Source organism: Cupriavidus sp. H18C1 (assembly GCF_049311595.1).
GTDB lineage: Bacteria > Pseudomonadota > Gammaproteobacteria > Burkholderiales > Burkholderiaceae > Cupriavidus > Cupriavidus cauae.
This window is the reverse complement of the sequence record NZ_CP186009.1, coordinates 1,005,540-1,029,793: the sequence shown is the minus strand read 5'-3', so window position 1 is coordinate 1,029,793 and position 24,254 is coordinate 1,005,540. Positions and strand designations below refer to the sequence as shown.

The following is a 24,254-nucleotide window of genomic DNA, read 5'->3' as shown; positions in this document are numbered from 1 at the left end:
TTCACAGCGGCGGCAGCGGCTTCGAGATCTTGCGCGGGCGCCGACGGCGCGAAGACGACGAAGAAGACGAAGACGAGGACGAGGACGACCGCGACGACGACCCGGCATGATCGGCCATGCCGAAGCGCGCGATCTCCGCGACGCGATCGGACGGCGGCTCTTCCACCAGTACCGAGACCCCATCGCCCTCGCTCGCGCCCCCCGGCCCCGCCGCCCGCTCGAGCTCCGCCAGCATCCGTGCGATGCGGTCGGCCAGCTTCTCGGTGCTCAGCTTCTCGCGCAGGAACTCGACGATCAGCGGAAACGACAGCGGCGTCGGCCGCTTCAGCACGCGCAGGTCCAGCCGCAGCCCCGCCAGCCGGTCGAGCGTGCGCGACAGCCGCGCGGCATCGAGCTCCTGGTTCAGGACCTCGCGCTCGGCCTGCCCCAGCAGCAGGTTGCCGGGGTCGTGCTTGCGGAAGACCTCGTAGAACAGGCTCGACGAGGCCTGCAACTGGCGCGCGCTCTTGTGCGCGCCGGGATAGCCCTGGAACACCAGCCCCGACACCCGTGCGATCTCGCGAAAGCGCCGCAGCGACAGCTCGCCGGCGTTGAGGCTGGCCAGCACGTCGGCGACCAGGTCGCGCTGCCGCTCCTGCGCCAGCACGAGCGGCAGCCAGTGCGCCCAGTCGAGCGGCGCGGCCGACAGCAGTTCCAGCCCGTAGTCGTTGACCGCGACCGAGATCGTGGTCGGCAACTGCGAGCCGAGCCGCCACGCCAGCAGGCTGCCCAGCCCGAGATGCACCGAGCGGCCGGCAAACGGATACAGGAACAGATGCGAGCCCTCGCGCGAATTCAGCGTCTCGGCCAGCAGCGTGGTGCGCGTCGGCAGCGCCGACCAGCGCTGTTGCAGATCGACCAGCGGCTGGATCAGCGGCAGCTCCGGCGTATCGGCGGGATCGAGCTTGCCCGCAGCGGCATCCTCCAGCGTGGCGACCACCGCGTCGGCCAGTTCCGTCGACAAGGGCATACGCCCGCCATTCCAGCGCGGCACTACGGGCCGCCCCCTGTCGGCGCGGCGCACGTACGCGGTCATCTCCTGCACGCGCACCAGTTCCAGCAGACGGCCGCCGAACAGGAAGCAGTCGCCCGGCGACAGCCGTGCGATAAAGCCCTCCTCGACCGTGCCGAGCGACGCGCCGCCGCGCCCCGCGCGGCTCCAGTAGCGCACCTGCATGGTGGCATCGCTGACGATGGTGCCGACGCTCATCCGGTGGCGGCGCGCGAGGCGAACGTCCGGCACGCGCCAGACGCCTTGCTCGTCGGGCTGCACGCGGCGGTAGTCCGGATAGGCCGACAGGCTGCTGCCGCCCTGCCGCACGAAGTCGAGGCACCATTGCCACTCGGCCTCGGTCAGCGTGCGGTAGGCATAGGCGCCACGCACTTCGTCGAGCAGCGCATCGGGAACGAAGCCGCCGCCCAGCGCCACCGTGACCAGATGCTGGACCAGAACGTCGAGCGGCTTGTCCGGCGACTCGCGCGATTCGATGCGCCCGGCCATGACCGCGTGGCGCGCCGCCACCGCTTCGACCAGTTCGAGGCTGTGGGTCGGCACGATCGTCACGCGCGAAGGCCGGCCCGGCGCATGGCCGGAGCGTCCCGCACGCTGCAGCAGGCGTGCCACGCCCTTCGGCGAGCCGACCTGCAGCACGCGCTCGACCGGCAGGAAGTCGACGCCCAGATCGAGGCTGGAGGTACAGACCACCGCCTTCAGCGTGCCCGTCTTCAGTCCCACCTCGACCCAATCGCGCACGTCGCGGTCGAGCGAGCCGTGATGCAGCGCCAGCTGTCCCGCCCAGTCCGGCCGCGCCTCGAGCAGCGCCAGATACCAGCGCTCGGCTTGCGAGCGGGTGTTCAGGAAGACCAGCGTGGTGCTGCTGCCATCGATCTCGCGCACCACATGCGGCAGCATCGACAGGCCCAGATGCCCGGCCCACGGAAAGCGCCCGGCGGCATCGGGCAGCAGCGTATCGACGATCAGCTGCTTGGGAATCTTGCCTCGCACCAGCTCGCGCCGCTCGGCCGGCGTGCCCGACAGCAGCACCTCGCTGGCATGTTCCAGATTGCCGAGCGTGGCCGACAAACCCCAGACCACCAGATCGGGACACCAGCGGCGCAGCCGTGCCAGCGCCAGCTGCACCTGCACGCCGCGCTTGTTGCCGATCAGCTCGTGCCATTCGTCGACCACCACCATGCGCACGCGCCCCAGCGCCTCCTTCGCATCCGCGCGTGTCAGCAGCAGCGACAGGCTCTCCGGCGTGGTGACCAGCGCGGTCGGCAGCCGACGCGCCTGCGCGGCCCGCTCGCTGCTGCCGGTGTCGCCTGTGCGCAGGCCGACGGTCCAGTTCAGTCCGAGGTCGGCCAGCGGCGCCTGCAGGGCGCGCGCGGTATCGGCGGCGAGCGCGCGCATCGGCGTCAGCCACAGCACGGTCAACGGCGGTGCAATGGAAGACTGCGCCGCCGGTTCGCCATGGCGCAGCAGCGCGCCGAGCCAGGCCGCGTAGGTCTTGCCGGTGCCGGTGGTCGCATGCACGAGGCCGCTGCGGCCCGCGGCGATCGCCTGCCACACCTGGCGCTGGAACGGGAACGGCTGCCAGCCGCGCTGCGCGAACCATTGCGGCAGCGCCTGCGCCATTGGCGCGGCGGGCAAGGCCAGCGCATCGGCGGCGCGCGCGCTCATGCGGCCTCCCCGCGCTCGCCGCCTTCGCCGCCTTCGCCGCCTTCGCCGCCTTCGCCGCCTTCGCCGCGTTCGGTGCGTTCGGTGCGTTCGGTGCGTTCGTCCCGTTCGGTGCGTTCGGTGCGTTCGTCCCGTTCGTCCCGTTCGGCGCGTTCCCCCGCGTTCCCCGACGCGTTCCACGCGTTCGCCGCGTTCCCCGCGTTCCCTGCGTTCGGCGGACGGCAGCATGCCCTGCAGCGTCTGGAGCGTGTCGGCCTCCTCGATCGTCTTGTCGGTACGCCAGCGCAGCATGCGCGGAAAGCGCACCGCGATGCCGCTCTTGTGCCGGCTGCTGCGGGCGATGCCCTCGAAGCCCAGCTCGAACACCTGGGTCGGCTCGACGCTGCGCACCGGACCGAAGGTCTCGATGGTGGTCCGCCGCACGATCGCGTCGACCTGCCGCATCTCCTGATCGGTCAGGCCCGAATAGGCCTTGGCGAACGGCACCAACACCCTGCCCTCGGTGCCGGGCGGCGCGCTCCAGACCGCGAAGGTGAAGTCGGTGTACAGGCTGGCGCGGCGGCCGTGGCCGCGCTGCGCGTAGATCAGCACCGCATCGACCGCATACGGATCGATCTTCCATTTCCACCAGACGCCGACATCCTTGGTCCGGCCCGCGCCATAAGCGGCATCGAGCGCCTTCAGCATGAAGCCCTCGACGCCGAGCTCGCGCGACGATTCGCGCAGCACCGCATAGCCGGGCCAGTCATCGGCCTGCACCAGCGGACTCGCGCGCAGCGACGAATGCGGATGCGCGGCCAGCACGCGCTCGAGCGCCGCACGGCGCTCGGCCTGCGCGCGCCGGCGCCAGTCCTCGCCCTGCCACTCGAGTAGGTCGTAGGCGAGCAGCGCCGCCGGCGCGTCGCGCAGCAGCTTGGCGCCGAGGTTCTTGCGGCCGATGCGCTGTTGCAGCAAGGCGAACGGCTGCACGCGTTCGTCGCGCCAGACCACGATCTCGCCGTCGATCACGGTGCCGTCCGGCAGCGGCGCGGCCGCCTCGGCCAGTTCGGGAAAGCGCTCTGTGATCAGGTCCTCGCCGCGCGACCAGATCCAGGTCTGGCCATCGCGGCGCACGATCTGCGCGCGGATGCCGTCCCATTTCCATTCGACCTGCCATTGCGAGACCGGGCCCAGCACCGCGTCGAACTGGTCAAGGGGCGCCTGCAGCGGATGGGCGAGGAAAAACGGATAGGGCTGGCCGCCGCGGCTGCGCGGAACGTTCGTCCCATCGCGCGCGTCCTCGCCAAGCTTCCCGCTGCCGTCGGGCGCGATCAGCGCCAGATAGTGCTCGGCATCGGGCCGCGCCGAGATATCGGTATAGCCGACCATCCGTTCGGCCACACGCTTCGGATCGATGCCGGCCACGTCGCCCAGCGCGCGCGTGACCAACAGACGCGAGACGCCGACGCGGAAGGCGCCGGTGATCAGCTTGAACAGCACCAGCCGCGCCTGCGCATCGAGGGGCCGCCACAGCGCATCGAGCCTGGGCAGCAGCACGTCGGGCGGCAGGCCGCGCAACGGCAGCAGCCGCTGTTCGACCCACTCGGCCAGCCCCGCATCGTCTGTATGCTCGGACTCGGGCAGCAGCAAGGCGATGGTCTCCGCCAGGTCCCCGACGGCCTGGTAGCTCTCCTCGAACAGCCAGGTCGGCAGCCGCGCCGCCTGCTCGGCGAGCGTGCGCAGCATCGCCACCGGCACCATCTGGCGCGGCTTGCCGCCGGCAAGGAAATAGACCGCCCAGGCGGCATCGGCGGGCGGCGCGGCCTGCAGATAGGTGCGCAGCGCCGCCAGCTTGGCGTTGTTCGAGGTGGTCGCGTCGAGCGCGGCGTACAGCTCAGCGAAGGCCTTCATGATGCGTCCCGCGGGTCGGTGGCGGAGCGGGCGACGGCGGAGGGGGCGGCCTCGTTATCGATCCGCCCGTCCGCGGCCGAGGCCTGGGCATCGGCATCGGCATCGGCGTCGGCATCGGCGTCGGCATCGGCATCGGCGTTGGCGTCGGCTCCGGCTCCGGCTCCGGCTCCGGCTCCCGCTTCGGCCTCGCTGTCCGGCTCGTCGCGGTCGTGGTCCTCCTCGTCGCCGTACTGCGTCTCGAAGCCCTGCGCCTGCAGGCCGCGCTCGCACAGGTAGCGCACCATCGCGTGCACATAGCCATGCGTGACGAACACGCGCTCGGCCCCGGTCGCCTCGATCGCCGCATGCAGGCCGGGCCAGTCGGCATGATCTGAGATCACGAAACCGCGATCGACGCCGCGCCGCCGGCGCGTGCCGCGAATGCGCATCCAGCCGCTGGCGAAGGCCTGCGAGGCATCGCCGAAGCGCCGCAGCCACGGAGAGCGCTGCGCCGACGGCGGCGCGATCACCAGCGCCTGGCGCAGCAGCGGGCTGCGCGGCGGCAATTCGGAGGCATGCATCGTCGCCGGCAGCGCCACGCCCGCCGCCGCATAGGCGCGGTTCAGCGCCGTCATCGCGCCATGCTCGACGATCGGCCCCGGCAGCCCCGCTTCGCCGGCCTGCGTCATCAGCCCATGCAGGATGCGCTGCGCCTTGCCGAAGGCGTAGCAGTACAGCACGCTGGCCCGCCCCTGTTCGGCATTGGCGCGCCACCACGACAGGATCTGCGCCATCAGCTCGGCCTGCGACTGCCAGCGATAGATCGGCAGGCCGAAGGTGCTCTCGGTGATGAAGGTGTCGCAGCGCACCGGCTCGAACGGCGCGCAGGTGCCGTCGTGCGCGAGCTTGTAGTCGCCCGATGCGACCCAGACCTCGCCGCCGTATTCCAGTCGGACCTGGGCCGAGCCCAGCACGTGTCCGGCCGGATGCAGGCTGATGCGAACGCCGTTGTGCACCACGGTCTCGCCGTAGTCGAGGCTGTCGAGATGGATATCGGGCAGGCGCGACAGCAGCACGCCGCGCCCGGGCGCCGCGCACAGATAGTGGCCGCTGCCGGCGCGCGCATGGTCGGAATGGGCGTGCGTGATGACGGCCCGCGCCACGGGGCGCCATGGGTCGATATGGAAGTCACCCGGCGGGCAGTACAGGCCCTCGGGCCGCGCTACGACAAGGTCCATGGGAGGCGGACTCCGGCTGCGATCGCCAGGCCGATGGGTCCATCGGCAGGCACATCGATACAACGATGGTATGCCAGCGGCCGCTGCCGGCCCATCGGGCTTAGGCCGACGTGGCGCGCGGCGCCAAATCGCGGGGCAAATCGCGGCCAACAATCGCGGTCCCCAGTCGCGGCCCCTGATCGCGTCGCCCAGTCGCGTCGCCCTATCGCTGGGGCATATTGCGGGGGGCACATTGCAGCGCCAGGTCGCGGGGGCACGCTTCTTGCCGCTCTGGACCGAAGTGGACACGGACGCCGCCTTCCCGCAAGACCCGCGGCGCGGCGGCGAGCGCTTTTTTTTACCGCCGACCGAAAAAGCTACAAGGTCGGGCCGGTCCGCTTCCGTATCGACGCGTTCGCTTCGACGCATCGACGTAGCAACTTCCCGTGCAACGAGGACCGCAAGATGAACCGGAACACGTCTCCCGACGCCAATCATCCCCCTGACGGGCAAGCGCATCGCCTTCCTCGTCACCGACCTGTTCGAGCAGGTCGAACTGACCGGCCCGCGCCAGGCCTTGCAGCAGGCCGGCGCCGAAACCGTCATCGTTGCGCCGCACGATGGCGAGGTGCAGGGCGCCCAGCATGACAAGAAGGCCGACCGCTTCGGCGTGCAGGCCACGCTGGCCGACGCCCATCCCGACGACTTCGACGGCGTGGTGCTGCCCGGCGGCACCATGAACGCCGATGCGCTGCGCACGGAGCAGGCCGCGCAGCGCTTCGTGAAGAAGATGCAGGACGACGGCAAGCCGATCGCGGTGATCTGCCATGGTCCGTGGCTGCTGGTCTCCGCGGGGCTGGTCCAGGGCCGCACGCTGACCAGCTGGCCCTCGCTGGCCGACGATATCCGCAACGCGGGCGGCGAATGGGTCGACCGCGAGGTCGTGCGCGACGGCAACTGGGTCAGCAGCCGCAAGCCGGACGATATCCCCGCGTTCAACCAGGAGATCGTCACGCTGTTCGGCGAGCTGGGCAAACGCACGGCGCAGGGCAGCGAAGCGCGCGCCGGCCAGGCCTGACCGACCCGGCACGCAGCCATGCAGACCCGTATCGCCATCGACGCGATCGACGATCTCGCGAACGCGCATGACGCGGCCACCGAACTGGCGGTGCGCTGCGGCTTCGGCGAATTCGCCACCGAGCGGCTCGGCCGCGCGGCGGTCGCGGCGGCCACCGGCATGCTCGACCACGCCGGCGGCGGCGTGCTGCATCTGCGGCCGCTGCAGGAGGAGGTAACGGGGGCCGCCGCGCCGCAGGTCGAGATCCTGGCCGTCGACCGGCCCCGATCCCCCCGATACCTTCAATACGCCCGATGCCCTCGTCGGACCCGATACCCCGCACGGCGCGGACGGCCGGCACGCCGGCGCCCGCGCGGGCGGCAGGCTGGCCGCGCTGTACGAACTGGTGACCGCACTGGACCGCTACGACGGCCCCGCCGGCTCGGTGATCCGCATGACGCTGTCCCCGGCCGATCGCCCCGGCCCGGTGTCCCTGCCGGCGGTGGCGGTCGGCCTGGTATGGGCGCCGGCCGACGGCGATGCGGCGCCGGGCGGCCTCAACATCCATTCGGCACGCGGCCTGTCGACGGTGGTGCTGGGCCTGGGACGCGGCGCGGAAGCAGCGCGCCGCGTCGCCGCGCTGCAGGGCTTCGGCGCGCAGATGCAGCAGATCGACCGCGTCCGCGCCACGCTGCCCGGCGGCGGCGACATGGCGCTGGCGGCCGCCCAGATCGAAACGCAGACGGGCCACGTGCGCGTGGCCGGCGCGGGCCGCTTCTGTGCCTGCGTGGTGGAACCCGGCACCGATGGGGCCGATGGGGCAGATGGGGCCGATGGGGCCGATGGCACCGATGGCGCCGCCACGGTCGCGGTGCGGCCGCTGCTGCGCCAGCGGGAGGCCCTTGTTGACGGCGGCGCGATGGTGCGCGGACCGCTGGCGCAGGCGCAGGCCGCCTGGCCGCCGCACGCGCTGCTGGTACTGCATGACGACGGCCTGTCGTGGCCATGGGCGCTGGAGGCCTATCCGGGCCTGCTGGCCTGCCATCCGGCCATCGTGGCCGCGGTGCTGCACCGCGATTACTGCCGCAGGCCAGACCAGGGCTGCGTGCTGGTGTGCCGCCGCAGCGCGGGAATGCACGACGCCCGCGCCTTCGCGCACCGCACTGCCGGCCGCCGCTGTCACGGGCGCCGCGCTGGCCGTGACCGCCGCGGATGGAGACGGCGGCCGTCCCGCCGCCGCCACACGGCGCCCCACCGGCCCCACCCGGCGCCGGCGCAGTGCCGGCGCGGGACGCCCGGCCGCCTGAGCCCGATCGCGCGGCACCGCTTCGGATACTTTCTGCCAGCGCGGCACTGTAGTTTTTACAGGCCACATTTTGGTGCTTGTCATTTCGGCAAGCGGCGTTCCTGCCGCAATCGCGCGCGATGCCTTGCGGGGCAAGGGACGCTCTGTTGGCGCGTCGGTGCTTGTCCGACGCGGCGGTATATTGGCACGCGCTTCGCATCAGTGCCCGGACTGTCCTCTTCCAACGAGCCCATCCGTGCGCATCTGCCAGATCGATCCGAATTTTGTCCACCAGGCCAATGACGGCACCCTCGGGGCCGTGGCCCGGGCCAAGGCGCTCGGCTTCGATCATGTGCTGCTGGCAGGCGTCTCTCCCTTGCATGCCGCGCCCGAAACGCTGGCCGCGATGGCCGCCCACTGCCGGGCGCAAGGGTTGGGCTGCCTGCTGGAGCTGGCGCTGGACCGCTATCCCGACGGCGCGGCGCCGATCGATCCCGGCTGGCGGCACGACGGCGCGATGCCCGATCCGCGCGACACCGACAATCATCTGCCCGGGGCGCGCCTGCGCTGGCACGACGAAGGCGCCGCCACGGCGCTGGTGTCCTGGTGGACCGAACGGCTGCAAGGCCTGGCCGAGCTCGATATCGCCGGTTATGTGTGCCGCGCGCCGGCCCGCGTGGCAGGTCGGCACTGGCGCAAGCTGATCGCGGCGTTGAAGGGCGCAGGCGGCAAGCGCGGCGACGCGCGCCGTCCGCCGCTGATGCTGGCCTGGACGCCCGGCACCAGCCCGGCGCAACTGGCCGATCTGGCCGGTGTCGGCGCTGGTGCCGGCGCTGGTGTGGGCTTTGATGGCGCCTTCTGCTCGCTGCCCTGGTGGGATTACCGCAGCCCCTGGCTGACCGAGGAAATCGCGCGGCTGCGCCCCTTCGGCGCGGTGCTGGCGGCGCCCGCGATGCAGGCTCGCGGCCTCGATGCGCTGGCGGCGCGGCGCGCGCTGTGGACCGCGGCGGCGCTGGGCGATGGCATCCTGGTGCCCGCCGGCTTCGAATGCGGCGGCGGCGATTGCGAGGAAGATCCGCCCCGCGACCGATCCCACAACGAGCCGGGCGGCCGCGACGGCGAAGCGGACCCGGGCCTCGGCTACGACCTGTCGCACGAGCTGATCCATGCCAATGCCTGGATCGCCGCGCGCGGTCCGGCGCCGGCGCTGGCCGTGCGCCAGCTGAGCGGCGCCGATGGCGCGCTGATCGCGCTGGCGCGGCTGCCGATGCCCGCGGCCGGCGCGCCGTTGCCGCTGGCCATCGTCATCAACCCCGATGCGCAGCAGCCGGCCAGCCTCGGCGCCGATCGCATCCTCAGCGCGCTGCCGCATGGCGCGGGCACGCTGCTGGCGGCCGACGGCGGACCCGGCGGTGGCGTCGAGCCCGGCACGTTGCTCGATGCCCTGGACAACATCACGCTCGCCCCGGCCGGCGTGCAGCTGTTCCATGCCGCCCCGTCGGCGGCACTGGCCGAGCCCGCCCGGCGCGAGGGCAAGCGCTTCGGCGCCTCGGTGCGCGCCGCGCTCGAGCGCAGCGTCGCCGCGGCCGTGCAGGCGCCGCGCATCGCCATCGAGAACGTCGCGCCGGCCTGCGACAACGGCCGCTTCGCGGTGCGCCGCGTGACCGGCGAGCGGGTCGAGGTCAGCGCCGACATCTGGATGGACGGCCACGACAAGCTCGCCGCCGCGGTGCTGTGGCGCGGTCCCGGCGAGGAAAGCTGGCACGAGGCGCCGATGGTGCCGACCGTCAACGACCGCTGGGTCGGCAGCTTCGCGCTGACCGCGCTGGGCCGGCACGAATTCACCGTGGAGGCGTGGCACGATGCCTTCGCGACCTGGTGCGACGAGGTCACCAAGAAGAAGCAGGCCGGCGTCGACGTGACGCTGGAAATCGAGGAAGGCGCGCGCCTGGTCGCCAATACGCTGCGGCACGGCCGCACCGGCGACCGCGAGGCATCGCACGCGCTGCGCGAGCTGGTCGCCGAACTCGAAGCCGCGGCCAAGGACGACCTGCGCCGGCTCGAGATCCTGCTGTCGCCGCACACGCGCACGCTGATGCAGGCGGCCGATCCGCGCCACTTCTCCACGCGCCATCCGGTCGCGATGCCGGTCGAGGCCGACCGGCTGGCGGCGCGCTTCGCCAGCTGGTACGAGCTGTTTCCGCGTTCGCAGAGCGGCGACGCCGAGCGCCACGGCACCTTCGACGACGTGATCGAGCGCCTGCCGGCGATCCGCGCGATGGGCTTCGACGTGCTGTATTTCCCGCCGATCCATCCGATCGGCCGCGCCAACCGCAAGGGCCGCAACAACAGCCTGCGCGCCGCGCCCGACGATCCGGGCAGCCCGTATGCGATCGGCTCGCCGGAGGGCGGCCACGACGCGATCCACCCGCAGCTGGGCACCATCGAGGATTTCCGCCGGCTGCGCGCGGCCAGCGCCGCGGCGGGGCTGGAGCTGGCGCTCGACTTCGCGATCCAGTGCTCGCCCGACCATCCGTGGCTGCGCGAGCATCCCGAATGGTTCGCGCACCGGCCCGACGGCTCGCTGCGCTACGCGGAGAATCCGCCGAAGAAGTACGAGGACATCGTCAACGTCGACTTCTACGCCAAGGGCAGCGCCGCGCCCGCGCTGTGGATCGCGCTGCGCGACGTGGTGATGTTCTGGGTCAACGAGGGCGTGCGCATCTTCCGCGTCGACAATCCGCACACCAAGCCGCTGCCGTTCTGGGAATGGATGATCGCCAACGTGCGCGAGCGCCATCCGGACACCATCTTCCTGGCCGAGGCCTTCACGCGGCCCAAGATGATGGCGCGGCTGGCCAAGCTCGGCTTCAGCCAGTCGTACACCTACTTCACCTGGCGCAACCACAAGCGCGAGCTGATCGAGTACATGACGGAGCTGACGCGCACGCCGCTGCGCGAATATTTCCGCCCGCACTTCTTCGTCAACACGCCGGACATCAACCCCTACTTCCTGCACGACTCGGGGCGGCCCGGCTTCCTGATCCGCGCCGCGCTGGCGACGCTGCTGTCCGGGCTCTGGGGCATGTACAACGGCTTCGAGCTGTGCGAGGGCACGCCGCTGGTGGTCAACGGCGTGACCAAGGAAGAGTATCTCGATTCGGAGAAGTACCAGCTGCGCGCCTGGGACTGGAACCGGCCCGGCAATATCGTTGCCGAAATCACGCGGCTGAACCAGATCCGCGCCAGCCATCCGGCGCTGCAGAACCACCTGGGCCTGCGCTTCCTGCACGCGAGCGACGACGCGGTGCTGTACTTCGCGCGCTACGTCCCCACTTCGCACGATGCGGACGCGGCCTTCGGCGACGACGTGGTGCTGGTCGCGATCAACCTGGACCCGCGCACGGTGCGCGAGGCCGATATCGAACTGCCGCTGTGGGAATGGGGCCTGCCCGATCACGGCGCGCTGGCCGCCGAGGACCTGATGCACGGCCACCGCTTCCAGTGGCAAGGCAAGCATCAGCGCATCCGGCTCGATCCGCACGCGCTGCCGTTCGCCCTGTGGCATGTCAAGCCAAGACGCGAGGAGTCTGCATGAAGCGCCTCTCCGAGCGCGGCAGCACCGCGCTGCTCAACGCCGATCCGCTCTGGTACAAGGACGCGGTCATCTACCAGCTGCACATCAAATCGTTCTACGACGCCAATGGCGATGGGGTCGGCGACTTCGCCGGGCTGCTGGCCAAGCTCGACTATCTGGTCAGCCTCGGCGTCGACACGATCTGGCTGCTGCCCTTCTACCCCTCGCCGCGCCGCGACGACGGCTACGACATCGCGGACTACCGCAACGTCCACCCGGAATACGGCACGCTGGCCGAGGCGCGGCGCTTCATCGCGGCGGCCCATGCGCGCGGGCTGCGCGTGATCACCGAGCTGGTGATCAACCACACCTCCGACCAGCATCCGTGGTTCCAGCGCGCGCGCCACGCCAAGCCGGGCTCCGCCGCGCGCAACTACTACGTCTGGTCCGACACCGACCAGGCCTACAGCGGCACGCGCATCATCTTCTGCGATACCGAGAAGTCGAACTGGAGCTGGGACCCGGTGGCCGGGGCCTACTTCTGGCACCGCTTCTATTCGCACCAGCCGGACCTGAACTTCGACAATCCGCTGGTGCTGCGCGACGTGCTGTCGGTGATGCGGTTCTGGCTCGACATGGGCATCGACGGGCTGCGGCTCGACGCCGTGCCCTATCTGGTCGAGCGCGAGGGCACCAGCAACGAGAACCTGCCCGAGACCCATACGGTGATCCGCCAGATCCGCAAGCATCTGGACGACCACTACCAGGGCAGGCTGCTGCTGGCCGAGGCCAACATGTGGCCCGAGGACGCGCAGCAGTACTTCGGCGGCGCGCCGGCCACCGGCGAGCGGCCCGCGCACGGCGACGAATGCCACATGGCCTTCCACTTCCCGCTGATGCCGCGCATGTACATGGCGATCGCGCGGGAGGACCGCTTCCCGATCACCGACATCATCCGCCAGACGCCGGAGATTCCGCCGAACTGCCAGTGGGCGATCTTCCTGCGCAACCATGACGAGCTGACGCTGGAGATGGTGACCAGCAGCGAGCGCGACTACCTGTGGGAGGTCTATGCCTCCGATCGCCGCGCCCGCATCAACCTGGGTATCCGCCGCCGGCTGGCGCCGCTGATGGAGCGCGACCGCCGCCGCATCGAGCTGATGAACAGCCTGCTGTTCTCGATGCCCGGCACGCCGGTGATTTACTACGGCGACGAGATCGGCATGGGCGACAACATCCACCTGGGCGACCGCGACGGCGTGCGCACGCCGATGCAGTGGTCGCCCGACCGCAACGGCGGCTTTTCGCATGCCGATCCGGAAAGGCTGGTGCTGCCGCCGCTGCAGGGCCCGCTGTACGGCTACGAGGCGGTCAACGTCGAGGCGCAGTCGCGCGATACGCATTCGCTGCTGAACTGGATGCGCCGCATGCTGGCGTTGCGGCGCCAGCACCGCGCCTTCGGCCGCGGCAGCTTCCGCTTCCTGTTCCCCGGCAACCGGAAAATCCTTGCCTATCTGCGCGAATACGAGGGCGAGCACATTCTTTGCGTGGCCAATCTGTCGCGCGCGCCGCAGGCGGTCGAACTGGACCTGTCCGAGTTCGAGGGCCGGGTGCCGGTCGAGATGCTCGGCGCGACCCCGTTCCCGGCAATCGGCCAGTTGACCTATCTGCTGACGCTGCCGCCCTATGGCTTCTACTGGTTCGTGCTATCCACCGAGGCGCAGCCGCCGTCCTGGCACGTCGACGCGCCGCAGCAGATGCCCGAGCTGATCACGCTGATCATGCAAAACACCGCGCAAGCCGACCTGACCGAGGCGTCGCGTCGCATCCTGTCCAACGAGGTGCTGCCGGACTACATCGGGCGGCGCCGCTGGTTCGGCGCCAAGAGCGAGAAGATCCAGGGCGTCACCATCGCCTACGCGGTGCCGTTCGGCGCCGCCGCGCCGGGCGAAGCGATCTACCTGTCCGAGGTGGAAGTCGCGCTGCAGGGGCGCAGCGAGTGCTACCAGCTGCCCGTCAGCGTGCTGTGGGACCACGACGCCCCCCGGCGCCAGCGTGCCGCAGCTGGCGCACGGGCTGGCGATGGCGCGCGTGCGCCGCGGCAGCCGCGTCGGGCTGGCCACCGACGGCTTCGTGGTCGAGCGCTTCGCGCGGGAGGTCGTCAAGGCCCTTCGCGCCGGCACCGAGATCGCCACGCCGCGCGGCCAGATCCACTTCCGCGGCGGACCGGGACTGGCGGCGCTGGCCCTGGAGGACGATCCGATCCAGTGGATGTCCGCCGAGCAGTCGAACAGCTCGCTGTCGTTCAACAACTCGGCGGTGCTCAAGCTGGTGCGGCGCGTCTCCGGCGGCATCCATCCCGAAGCCGAGATGACGCGCTACCTGACCGAGCAGGGCTACGCCAATGCCGCCGCGCTGCTCGGCGAAGTCGTGCGCACCGGCGCGGACGGCACGCCGCACACGCTGATGCTGCTGCAGGGCTACATCCTGAACCAGGGCGACGGCTGGAACTGGACACTCGACTATATCGGCCGCGCCATCGACGATGCGCTGCCGATGGAGAACGAGAACGGCGACGACGAGTTCACCGAGGCGATGCACGGCTTTGCCGCGATGGCGACGACGCTGGGCCGGCGCCTGGCCGAGCTGCATGCGGTGCTGGCGCGGCCCAGCGAGGACGAGGCGTTCACGCCCGTGCCGGCCGGCGAGGCGCAGGTGCGCGAGTGGACCGACGACGCGATGGCCGCGCTCGACACCGCGCTGCAGCTGATGAGCGCGGGCGCCGGCCAGCCGCCGCAGGGCGCGATCGGCGAGCGCTACCGCGCCGACGTGCAGGCGGTGCTCGACAGCCGCGAGCGGCTGCCCGAACTGGTCGCCTCGCTCGCCGCGGCGGCGCCGGGCAGCCTGCAGACGCGCATTCACGGCGACCTGCATCTGGGGCAGGTGCTGATCGCGCAGAACGACACCTACATCATCGACTTCGAGGGCGAACCGGGCCTGCCGCTGGCCTACCGCCGCCGCAAGACCTCGCCGCTGCGCGATGTCGCGGGCATCCTGCGCTCGTTCGACTATGCCGCCGCCACCGTCGGCACCGACCGCAGCGAGCGCACCCATTCGGCGCTGCCGCCGGCGCAGGCCGAGCGGCGCGAAGGACTGCTCGAGCGCTTCCGCCAGACCGCGACCGACGCCTTCCTCGGCGGCTACCGCGAGGTGGCGGACACCGCGCTGCACCCGTGGGCCAGCGCGGCACAGCTGCAGCCGCTGCTCGACCTGTTCCTGCTGGAGCGCGCCGCCTACGAGGTCAAGTACGAGGCCGACAACCGGGTGACCTGGATCGACCTGCCGGTGCATGGACTGGCGCGGCTGATCCGCACGCTGACCGGCGCGGCGGGTAGCTCCGCCGGCACCGGCGCGGCACCGCCCGCCTCGCCGCCTCCCGCCCCCCCACGTCTGAGACGCAACCATGGCCACCATGACTTCCTCCGGCCCCGCGTCGACGCGGGGCCAGCACGGACACTCCGGGCACTCGGAACACGCCGCCGTGCAATTCGAGGCGCTGCTCGATGCGCGCCACGCCGACCCGTTCTCGCTGCTCGGACCGCATCGCGAGGGCGACCGCACGGTGGTGCGCGCCTGCCTGCCCGGCGCGCAGTCGGTCGCGCTGGCCGACAACCTGGGCAATACCATCGGCCCGATGCAATGCATCCACGCCGGCGGCATCTTCGCCGGCACGCTGCCCGACAAGCTGGGCCGGCGCGACTACCGGCTCGATATCACCTGGCCGGACGGCACCCGCCAGCTGAGCGCCGACCCGTATTCGTTCGACCTGCTGCTCGGCGAACTCGACCTGCACCTGATCGGCGAGGGCCGGCATTTCGAACTGGGCCGCTGCCTGGGCGCGCAATGGATGACGATCGACGGCATCGAGGGCGTGCGCTTCGCGGTGTGGGCGCCCAACGCGAGCCGCGTCTCGGTGATCGGCGACTTCAACGGCTGGCATCCGGCGCGCCATCCGATGCGGCTGCGCTACGGCGTCGGCGTGTGGGAGCTGTTCGTGCCGGCCGGACTCGGCGTGCAGCCTGGCAGCCGCTACAAGTACGACCTCAGCGACGCGCACGGCCACCCGCTGCCCGACAAGGCCGATCCGCTGGCGCTCGCCACCGAGCTGCCGCCGGGCACCGCGTCGGTCGTGACGCAGGCCGGCGTGTCGGCGCCGCCGTTCGGCTGGACCGACCAGGCCTGGATGAGCCGCCGCTCGAGCCAGGATCCGTATTCCACGCCGATGTCGGTCTACGAGGTGCATGCCGGCTCGTGGCTGCGCGAGGTCAACGACCCCGCGCGCGGCTGGGAGATCCTCGGCGAGCGCCTGATCCCCTATGTGCGCGACCTCGGCTTTACCCATATCGAGCTGCTGCCGATCACCGAGCATCCGTTCGGCGGCTCGTGGGGCTACCAGCCGCTGTCGCTGTTCGCGCCGACCGCGCGCTTCGGGCCGCCGCAGGCCTTTGCCGCCTTCGTCGACCGCTGCCACGAGGCCGGCATCGGCGTGATCCTCGACTGGGTGCCGGCGCACTTCCCGACCGACCCGCACGGGCTGGCCGAATTCGACGGCACCGCGCTGTACGAGCACCAGGACCCGCGCGAGGGCTTCCACCAGGACTGGAACACGCTGATCTACAACCTCGGCCGCAACGAGGTGCGCGGCTTCCTGCTGGCGAGCGCCCTGCACTGGCTGCGCGAATTCCATATCGACGGGCTGCGCGTCGACGCCGTCGCCTCGATGCTGTACCGCGACTACAGCCGCAAGGCCGGCCAGTGGGTGCCGAACCGCTTCGGCGGCAGGGAGAACCTGGAAGCGGTGTCGTTCCTGCGCGAGCTGAACACGGTGGTGCGCGAACGCTGCCACGGCGCGATGACGATCGCCGAGGAATCGACCGCCTGGCCGGGCGTGACCGCGCCCGTCGACAGCGGCGGACTGGGCTTCACCTTCAAGTGGAACATGGGCTGGATGCACGACACGCTGCGCTATCTGTCGCACGATCCGGTGCACCGCGCCTGGCACCACCAGGACATGACCTTCGGCATGGTCTACGCATGGTCCGAGGCCTTCGTGCTGCCGCTGTCGCACGACGAGGTGGTGCACGGCAAGGGCTCGCTGATCGGCAAGGCGCCGGGCGACCACTGGCAGAAGCTGGCGAACCTGCGTGCGTATTTCGGCTTCATGTGGACCCACCCCGGCAAGAAGCTGCTGTTCATGGGCGGCGAGCTGGCGCAATGGCACGAATGGAACCACGAGAGCGAGCTGGACTGGGCACTGCTCGACCACCCCAACCATCGCGGCATGCAGATGCTGATCCGCGACCTGAACCGCGCCTATCGCGAGCTGCCCGCGCTGCACGCCCGCGACCACCATCCGGGCGGCTTCAGCTGGGTGATCGGCGACGACAGCCATAACAGCGTGTTCGCCTATCTGCGCCGCGCCGCGCCCGACAGCGACGACGTGGTGCTGGTCGTGGTCAACATGACGCCGCTGCCGCGGCCGGGGTACCGGCTCGGCGTGCCGCATGCCGGACGCTGGCGGGAGATCGTCAACACCGATGCCGCGTGCTACGGCGGCAGCAATGTCGGCAACGGCGGCGAGCTGTTCGCCGACCCCGTGCCGTCGCACGGGCTGCCCGCCTCGCTGTCGCTGACGCTGCCGCCGCTGGCGATGCTGCTGTTGCGCCATCTGCCCGACTAGGAGGGTCCTGCTTGTCGCGTTCCCCGATCGCCAGCACGCTCCTTCCCGGCAAACCCTACCCGCTCGGCGCCCATTGGGACGGCCTCGGGATCAACTTCGCGGTGTTCTCGGCCAATGCCACCAAGGTCGAGCTGTGCCTGTTCTCGCGCAACGGCCGCAAGGAACTGGCGCGGCTGACGATGCCCGAGTGCACCGATGAGGTCTGGCACGGCTATCTGCCGCACGCCTCGCTGGGCACGGTGTACGGCTATCGCGTGCACGGCCCTTACGAGCCGCACCACGGCCATCGCTTCAATCCCGCCAAGCTGCTGCTGGACCCCTATGCACGCAAGCTGACCGGCCCGCTGCGCTGGGCCGATGCGCTGTTCGGCTACCGGCTGCAGAGCCCGCGCGCCGACCTGACGCCGGACCGGCGTGACAGCGCGCCGATGATGCCCAAGGCCATCGTCGTCGACGAGAGCTTCCATTGGGGCGACGACCGCCCGCCGGCGGTGCCGTGGGAGCGCACCGTCATCTACGAGGCGCACCTGCGCGGACTGTCGATGCGGCGCGACGACCTGCTGCCGCACCAGCGCGGCACCTTCGCCGCGCTGTCCGACCCGCGCTTCGTCGACCATCTGCATCACCTCGGCGTGACGACCATCGAGCTGCTGCCGATCCACGCCTTCCTGCAGGACCGTTTCCTGGTCCAGCGTGGCCTGCGCAACTACTGGGGCTACAGCACGCTGAGCTACTACGCGCCCGAGCCGGCCTACCTCAGCGGCGGCGAGCTCAACGAGGTCAAGGTCGCGATCCGCCGGCTGCACGCGGCCGGCATCGAGGTGATTCTCGACGTCGTCTACAACCACACCTGCGAAGGCAACGAGCTGGGCCCGACGCTGTCATGGCGCGGGCTCGACAACGCCAGCTACTACCGGCTGGTGCCGGGCGACGAGCGCCACTACATCAACGACACCGGCTGCGGCAACACGCTGAACCTGTCGCATCCGCGCGTGCTGCAGATGGTGCTCGATTCGCTGCGCTACTGGGTCCAGTGCTACCACGTCGACGGCTTTCGCTTCGACCTGGGCAGCACGCTCGGGCGCGAGGGCAACGGCTTCGATCCGGGCGCGGGCTTCTTCGACGCGGTGCTGCAGGACCCGGTGCTGTCGCGCGTCAAGCTGATCTCGGAGCCGTGGGACCTGGGCCCGGGCGGCTATCAGGTCGGCAACCATCCGCCGGGCTTCGCCGAATGGAACGACAAGTTCCGCGACACGGTGCGGCGCTACTGGCGCGGCGACCCCGGCCAGCGCGGCGAACTGGCCGCGCGGCTGACCGGTTCGGCCGACCTGTTCGACCGGCGCCACCGCAAGCCCTGGGCCTCGATCAACTTCGTCACCGCGCACGACGGCTTCACGCTGGCGGACTTGGTCAGCTACGCCACCAAGCACAACGAGGCCAACGGCGAGGACAACCGCGACGGCACCGACGACAACGCCAGCGCCAACTGGAGTCCCGACGGCTCGGTGGAGGGCCCGACCGACGATCCGGCGATCCTCGCCACCCGCGGCCAGGTGGCGCGCGCGATGATGGCCACGCTGCTGCTGTCGCAGGGCACGCCGATGCTGACCGCCGGCGACGAATGGCTGCGCTCGCAGCAGGGCAACAACAACGCCTACTGCCAGGACAACGAACTGTCGTGGCTGGACTGGGACGAGGCGCAGACGCCCACCGGGCGCGGCATGGTCGAATGCGTGCGCCGGCTGCTGGGCCTGCGGGCGCGGCTGCCCGCCTATGCGGAGCGGCAGTTTCTCCATGGTCGTCAGGAATTCGCACCAGGTCTTCACGATATCGGCTGGTTCGGCGTCGATGGCGAACCGCTGACGCCCGAACAGTGGTCCAATCCCGAGGAACGGACGCTGGCGCTCAGGCGCGCCAGACGCGACGCCGATGGGCAGGTCCACGTGACGGTACTGCTGCTGAACGCGGGCACCGAGGCGGTCGAGTACAAGTTGCCGCCGCCGGCGTTGATCTGGTCCCGGCTGTTCGACAGCGCCCGGCCGGAATTGCCGGAAGCGCCGCTCGATCATCCGGTCCAGCCGGTGGCGCCGCACGCCGCGGTGCTGCTGGCCGCCACGCTGGCGCCGTCGGGACCGTCGTAGCGGACGGCTCTGTCCATCGGCCCGGTGCGGCGGGCGACCGGATTCGGCGACCTTCGGCGACCCGATCCGGGACCCGATCCGGCCACCCGATCACAGGCCGCCGGCCGCCAACGTCCGCCAACGTCCGCCATCCCACCAGCCAGCCACAAAGGAGTCTCACCATGCCGCGCCAAGCCAATCCCGATGCCGCGCTAGCATCGCTGCACCTGCTCGCCGAGCGCGCCGGCCTGCTGGTGCATTGGCAGGATGCCCAGGGGCGCGATCGCGTGGTCCCCGAGGAATCGCTGCGCACCGTGCTCGAACGGCTGGGCCTGCCGTGCAAGACCATCGGCCAGTGCGAGGCCTCGCGCGCCCGCATGCTGGCCGACGATGCCGCCACCGCGCTGGCGCCGCTGCTGACCGCCGACCAGGGCAAGCCGATCCGCGTGCCGCTGGCGCATACCCGTCAGGAGCAGCCGTTCCGGCTCGAACTGGAGGACGGCAGCGTGCAGACCGGCGTCGCCCGGCGCGATGCGCGCGGCGCGCTGATCGTGCCGGCCGTGCAGAGCGCCGGCTACCATCGCCTGCTGATGGGCGATGTCGAGGTGAAGGTCGCGGTCGCGCCGTCACGCTGCTTCGGCGTGCAGGACGCGCTGCGCGGCATCGGCCTGTCCGAGCAGGAGCGGATGCGGCGCAAGCCCTGGGGCCCGTCGGTGCAGGTCTACGGGCTGCGCCGCGGCGCGCCGGCCGGCATGGGCGACCTGAGCGCGCTGGCGATGTTCGCCGAGGCGGCCGCCCGCGAAGGTGCCGACGCGGTCGCGATCAGCCCGCTGCACGCCGGCTTTGCCGCCTTTCCCGAACGCTACAGCCCCTACTCGCCGTCCAGCCGGTTATTCCTGAACGTGCTGTATGCCGACCCGGCGCCGGTGTTCGGCCACGCCGCGGTGGCGCGCGCCATCTCGGCGCTGCAGCTGGGCGGGATCATGCAGACGCTCGAAGCGAAGGCCGAGATCGACTGGCCGGCCGTGGCGCAGGCGCGGCTGAAGATCACGCGCTGGCTGTGGGACCACCGGGACCAGCTGCTGCCCGCCGACGCCGCCGACGACCTGGCGCTGTTCCGCAGCAAGGGCGGCACGCCGCTGCTGGCGCACGCCGCCTTCGAGGCCCTACAGGCGCAGCACGTGGCCGAGGCGGGGACGCGCGCCGAGATGCAGGTGGCCGCGGACTGGAGGCGCTGGCCCGTCACGCATCGCTCGCCGCAGGACGCCGCGCTGACCGCCTTCGCCAGCGCCTTCCCCGACGAGATCGGCTACCACGTGTTCCTGCAATGGATGGCCGAGGACGGTTTGCGTGCCGCACAGCGCAGTGCCCGCGATGCCGGCATGGCGATCGGGCTGATCGGCGACCTGGCGGTCGGCACCGATCCCACCGGAAGCCACGCCTGGACCCGGCAGAACGAGATGCTGCAGGGGTTTTCGGCCGGCGCTCCGCCCGATGTGTACAACCCGCTGGGGCAGAGCTGGGGCATCACGGTGTTTTCGCCGCGCGGGCTGCGCCGGCATGGCTACACGGCCTTCATCGAGATGCTGCGGGCGAACCTGGCGCACGTCGGCGGGCTGCGCATCGACCATGCCCTCGGGCTGGCGCGCGTCTGGCTGGTGCCGGAAGGCGTGCCGCCGCAATCGGGCGCCTATCTGCGCTACCCGATGGACGACCTGCTGCGGCTGATCGCGCTGGAATCGTGGCGCCATCGCGCGATCATCATCGGCGAGAACCTGGGCACGGTGCCTGCCACCTTCAATACCACGCTGGCCGAGCGCGGCATGCTGGGCATCGATGTGCTGTGGTTCGAGCGGGCGCAGCCGGAGAGCGAAGGCAAGGACGGGACGGCGGGAAGCGCCGGCGGCAAATCCACCGGGCGCTCGACCAGCGAAGAGACCGGCGCGATGAACAGCAATGCGAGCGGCCGCGCGCCAGGCGACACCCGCAGCCAACCCGTACCGCAACCGGCGGAAAACACGGCGACGCCCGCGCCGGAGGCCCCCGCCCCCCTTCGTGCCGCCCGAACGCTGGCCGCCCAACGCGATCGCGACCTCGACCACGCACGATCTGCCGACCATTGCCGGGTGGTGGGCGGGGCAGGACATCACCTGGCGCGCCCGCCTGGACCAGCTCGGCCCGGACGTGACCGAGGCCGGCGCGCGCGCCGAGCGCGCCCGCGACCGGGAGGCGCTGTGGCAGGCGCTGTGCGAAGCGGGACTCGCCAGGGGCGAGGCACCCGACCCCGACCGCGCGCCGGTGGCGACGATCCTGGCCTGGCTGTCGCGCGCGCGCACGCCGCTGCGGCTGGTACCGGTCGAGGACCTGCTGGCCGATGTCGAGCAGCCCAATCTGCCGGGCACCACCAGCGGCCATCCGAACTGGCAGCGCCGGCTGCGCTTCGATGTGCAGACCCTGTTCGGCCAGGCCGGGGTCCAGCGGCGCATCGAGGCACTGCGCTCGGGCCGCGCGCCCAAGGGTTGAGAGGCCGGACGGCGCGCAGGCCCTCGCGCCTCACGCCTCACGTCCGCACGCCTGGACACCGGGACGCCGCACGGCATACCGTCATACCGTCACGGCTCGCAGCGGCCGCTGCCGCCGCCCCCTGGCGCGCCGCTTGCATGGCAAGGTCGGAACGATTGCGATCTGCCAACACAAGGTCTCACCGTGCGAACCGTACTCGTCGTCGATGACGATCCTGCCGTGGCCCATGCAGTGGCCAGCGCGCTGAGCCGCGCGGGATTTAGCGTCGAGTTGGCCGAAGATGGGCTGGCCGGCTTCGATGCCGCACAGCGGCTGCACCCGTCGGTGGTGGTTACCGACTGGGTGATGCCGCGCGGCGACGGCGCGCTGCTGTGCCATCTGCTGCTCGGCGACGCGTCGCTAAGTCGTACACCGATTGTCGTTTTCTCCAGCATCCAGACTCTGCCCGAGGTGCCGAATCCGAACGTGCGCTACTGCCGCAAGCCGTGCGCGCCGGACACGCTGATCCGCACCATCGACGAGCTGCTGGAACACAGCGGCCCCGCCTGACGCCGCGCTAGCCGCGGCCGGCCGCGGCGCTCTGCCCTTCCAGCAACGCCAGCAGCCGGGTCTCGTCCATGCTCAGCGCCCTCACCGCGCGGCGGCACTGCGCGCAGGCCGCCATCTGCTCGTTCATATAGGCGTCGACCACCGTCGGGTGGACATAGCACTGCCGGCATACCGCCACCGTATTGCGCAGGCGCCGGGCCACGATCTTGATGGTGGCCGCCACCGCGCGCTTGCGGGCGGCCTCGGTTTCCGCCACCGGCGCCTTGCGCAGTTCGGCCAGCGCATGCACGCTGCCGGCCCAGGTGCGGAAGTCCTTGGCGGTGAAGTCCTCGCCGGCCACCTCGCGCAGGTAGGCGTTGACATCGTCCGAGCCGACCTCGCGGATCTCCCCCGTCCTCGTCGCGGTACTTGAACAGGTGCTGGCCCGGCAGGTCCGCGCAGGTGCGCACCAGCCGCGCGAGCTGGCGGTCCTGCAGCGTGACGTCGTGCTCGACGCCGCTCTTGCCGGTAAAACAGGAAGCGCAGCCGGCTGCCGCGCACCTGCACATGGCGGCGGCGCAGCGTGGTCAGTCCATAGGTGCGGTTCTGGCGCGCGTAGCGGCGGCTGCCGACCCGCACCAGCGTGGCGTCGAGCAGCAGCAGCACGGCGGCCAGCACCTTCTCGCGCGGAATGCCGTTGCGCTGGAGATCGCGGCGCGCGCGGCGCCGCAGCCGCGGCAATGCGCGGCCGAACGCGAGCAGACGGTCGTACTTGTTCCTCGTCGCGCAGCGCGATCCAGGCCGGGTGGTAGCGGTACTGCTTGCGGCCGCGGGCGTCGCGGCCGGTGGCCTGGATATGGCCGCGGGGGTCGGGGCAGATCCAGACGTCCTGGTAAGCGGGGGAATCGCCAGCGCGTCGATGCGGGCAATGGTGTCGCGATCGCGGATGCGGGTGCCGTCCGGCGCGAAATAGGCGAAGCGGCCGCGCACCAGGCGCCGCGTGATGCCGGGCCCGGTGTCGTTGACATAGCGGACCCCGGGCGGCAGCGTCTCGCGCGCTGCAACTGCAGTCGCCGCCGTGGCCGCCGCGGTGGTTGCTGCCGTGGTTCCCGCCGTCGTTCCTGCTGTCACGCTCTCAGCGGCTGGCGTCGAAGCGCGCATCGTGGCTCCCGTCTCCACCCTTCCCGTCCGGCGCGGTGGCCGCGCCGTTGTGGCACCGTCCGTCGCGCCGCTTGTTGCGACGCTGGTTGCGACGCTCGTCGCGTCGTGCGGCGCCGTTTGTCGAGATGGCATTCCGACATTAGTCCCCGTCGCCCCCCGGCACATCCCGCCGCGCGCGCAATCGCTTGTAGGAAAGAGCCGACATGGCAGTGTCCGCCCGCTGTCGTTCACCTAGGGATCGGTGATCTGCGTTCGCCGCTGACCGGGATCGCCGGGCACAGCAAACGGCCGCCGAGGAACCGCAGTCCTAACCGTTTTCTACAAACTCACCAATAATTGGCAAGAACCGCCCGGCGCCCTACCCGTCCGGGCCAGCAAAACCCGCTTACCCGGGGCAAGGTACGTCTCTTGCAACTCCCTCCGGTTTTCCCAACCGGAGGACCGCCATGTCGCAAGCCGCC

General features: G+C 71.0%; 9 protein-coding genes and 4 pseudogenes. 9 read left to right on the top strand and 4 right to left on the bottom strand.

Translation table 11 applies throughout. The annotated features are described in order from the left end of the window. Nucleotide 1: 1 nt before the first annotated feature. The 3 genes and pseudogenes from OJJOAM_RS20425 to OJJOAM_RS20415 all read right to left on the bottom strand — a co-directional run bounded on the left by OJJOAM_RS20425 (nucleotide 2) and on the right by OJJOAM_RS20415 (nucleotide 5,823). A complete protein-coding gene (locus tag OJJOAM_RS20425) occupies nucleotides 2-2,674 on the bottom strand; it encodes a ligase-associated DNA damage response DEXH box helicase (RefSeq protein ID WP_422650994.1) in 2,673 nt (890 codons plus the stop codon). 318 nt (nucleotides 2,675-2,992) lie between these two features. Next, nucleotides 2,993-4,606: pseudogene (locus tag OJJOAM_RS20420) on the bottom strand (ATP-dependent DNA ligase); the annotation flags it as partial. Beyond that, on the bottom strand, nucleotides 4,603-5,823 hold the full coding sequence (locus tag OJJOAM_RS20415) for a ligase-associated DNA damage response exonuclease (RefSeq protein ID WP_422650916.1): 1,221 nt from the start codon (nucleotides 5,821-5,823) through the stop codon (nucleotides 4,603-4,605). The pseudogene OJJOAM_RS20420 and the gene OJJOAM_RS20415, both read right to left, overlap by 4 nt. 472 nt (nucleotides 5,824-6,295) lie before the next feature. On the opposite strand from OJJOAM_RS20415, the gene OJJOAM_RS20410 reads away from it, so the two are divergent. From OJJOAM_RS20410 to OJJOAM_RS20370, 9 genes and pseudogenes are all read left to right on the top strand, one after another. Next, nucleotides 6,296-6,880 (top strand): type 1 glutamine amidotransferase domain-containing protein, encoded by a 585-nt coding sequence (locus OJJOAM_RS20410; RefSeq protein ID WP_422650993.1) that lies wholly within the window; start codon nucleotides 6,296-6,298, stop codon nucleotides 6,878-6,880. A gap of 385 nt (nucleotides 6,881-7,265) precedes the next feature. Further along, entirely contained in the window at nucleotides 7,266-8,447 is a 1,182-nt protein-coding gene (locus OJJOAM_RS20405; RefSeq protein ID WP_422650915.1) for a hypothetical protein, read from the top strand. After that, the gene (locus tag OJJOAM_RS20400; protein WP_422650914.1) at nucleotides 8,401-11,742 is read left to right on the top strand and encodes an alpha-1,4-glucan--maltose-1-phosphate maltosyltransferase; all 3,342 of its coding nucleotides are present in this window, start codon (nucleotides 8,401-8,403) and stop codon (nucleotides 11,740-11,742) included. The genes OJJOAM_RS20405 and OJJOAM_RS20400 overlap by 47 nt, the downstream gene beginning before the upstream one ends. Beyond that, nucleotides 11,739-15,123: pseudogene (gene treS / locus OJJOAM_RS20395) on the top strand (maltose alpha-D-glucosyltransferase); the annotation flags it as partial. The gene OJJOAM_RS20400 and the pseudogene treS, both read left to right, overlap by 4 nt. Nucleotides 15,124-15,184: 61 nt before the next feature. Further along, nucleotides 15,185-17,461, top strand: a complete 2,277-nt coding sequence (glgB, locus tag OJJOAM_RS20390) for a 1,4-alpha-glucan branching protein GlgB (protein ID WP_422650913.1) — start codon at nucleotides 15,185-15,187, stop codon at nucleotides 17,459-17,461. 11 nt (nucleotides 17,462-17,472) lie between these two features. Continuing rightward, complete coding sequence (glgX, locus tag OJJOAM_RS20385) at nucleotides 17,473-19,602, top strand: glycogen debranching protein GlgX (protein ID WP_422650912.1); 2,130 nt, start codon at nucleotides 17,473-17,475, stop codon at nucleotides 19,600-19,602. Nucleotides 19,603-19,763: 161 nt separating this feature from the next. Next, nucleotides 19,764-21,386: pseudogene (gene malQ, locus OJJOAM_RS20380) on the top strand (4-alpha-glucanotransferase); the annotation flags it as partial. 151 nt (nucleotides 21,387-21,537) lie between these two features. Further along, nucleotides 21,538-22,104 carry a 4-alpha-glucanotransferase gene (locus OJJOAM_RS20375; protein ID WP_422650992.1) on the top strand — a complete coding sequence of 189 codons (567 nt, stop codon included), beginning with the start codon at nucleotides 21,538-21,540 and terminating at the stop codon, nucleotides 22,102-22,104. A gap of 183 nt (nucleotides 22,105-22,287) precedes the next feature. Beyond that, nucleotides 22,288-22,653 carry a response regulator gene (locus OJJOAM_RS20370; protein ID WP_422650911.1) on the top strand — a complete coding sequence of 122 codons (366 nt, stop codon included), beginning with the start codon at nucleotides 22,288-22,290 and terminating at the stop codon, nucleotides 22,651-22,653. A gap of 7 nt (nucleotides 22,654-22,660) precedes the next feature. Here the strand turns inward: OJJOAM_RS20370 and OJJOAM_RS20365 are convergent. Further along, nucleotides 22,661-23,679, bottom strand: a pseudogene (locus OJJOAM_RS20365) (DNA topoisomerase IB). Between the last annotated feature and the right edge of the window lie 575 nt (nucleotides 23,680-24,254).

Excerpts from the sequence above, each read along its gene's own strand:
- glgB (WP_422650913.1), top strand. The coding sequence starts at position 15,185 with ATGGCCACCATGACTTCCTCCGGCCCCGCGTCGACGCGGGGCCAGCAC.
- OJJOAM_RS20375 (WP_422650992.1), top strand. The coding sequence starts at position 21,538 with ATGCGAGCGGCCGCGCGCCAGGCGACACCCGCAGCCAACCCGTACCGC.
- OJJOAM_RS20425 (WP_422650994.1), bottom strand. The coding sequence starts at position 2,674 with ATGGCGCAGGCGCTGCCGCAATGGTTCGCGCAGCGCGGCTGGCAGCCG.
- OJJOAM_RS20415 (WP_422650916.1), bottom strand. The coding sequence starts at position 5,823 with ATGGACCTTGTCGTAGCGCGGCCCGAGGGCCTGTACTGCCCGCCGGGT.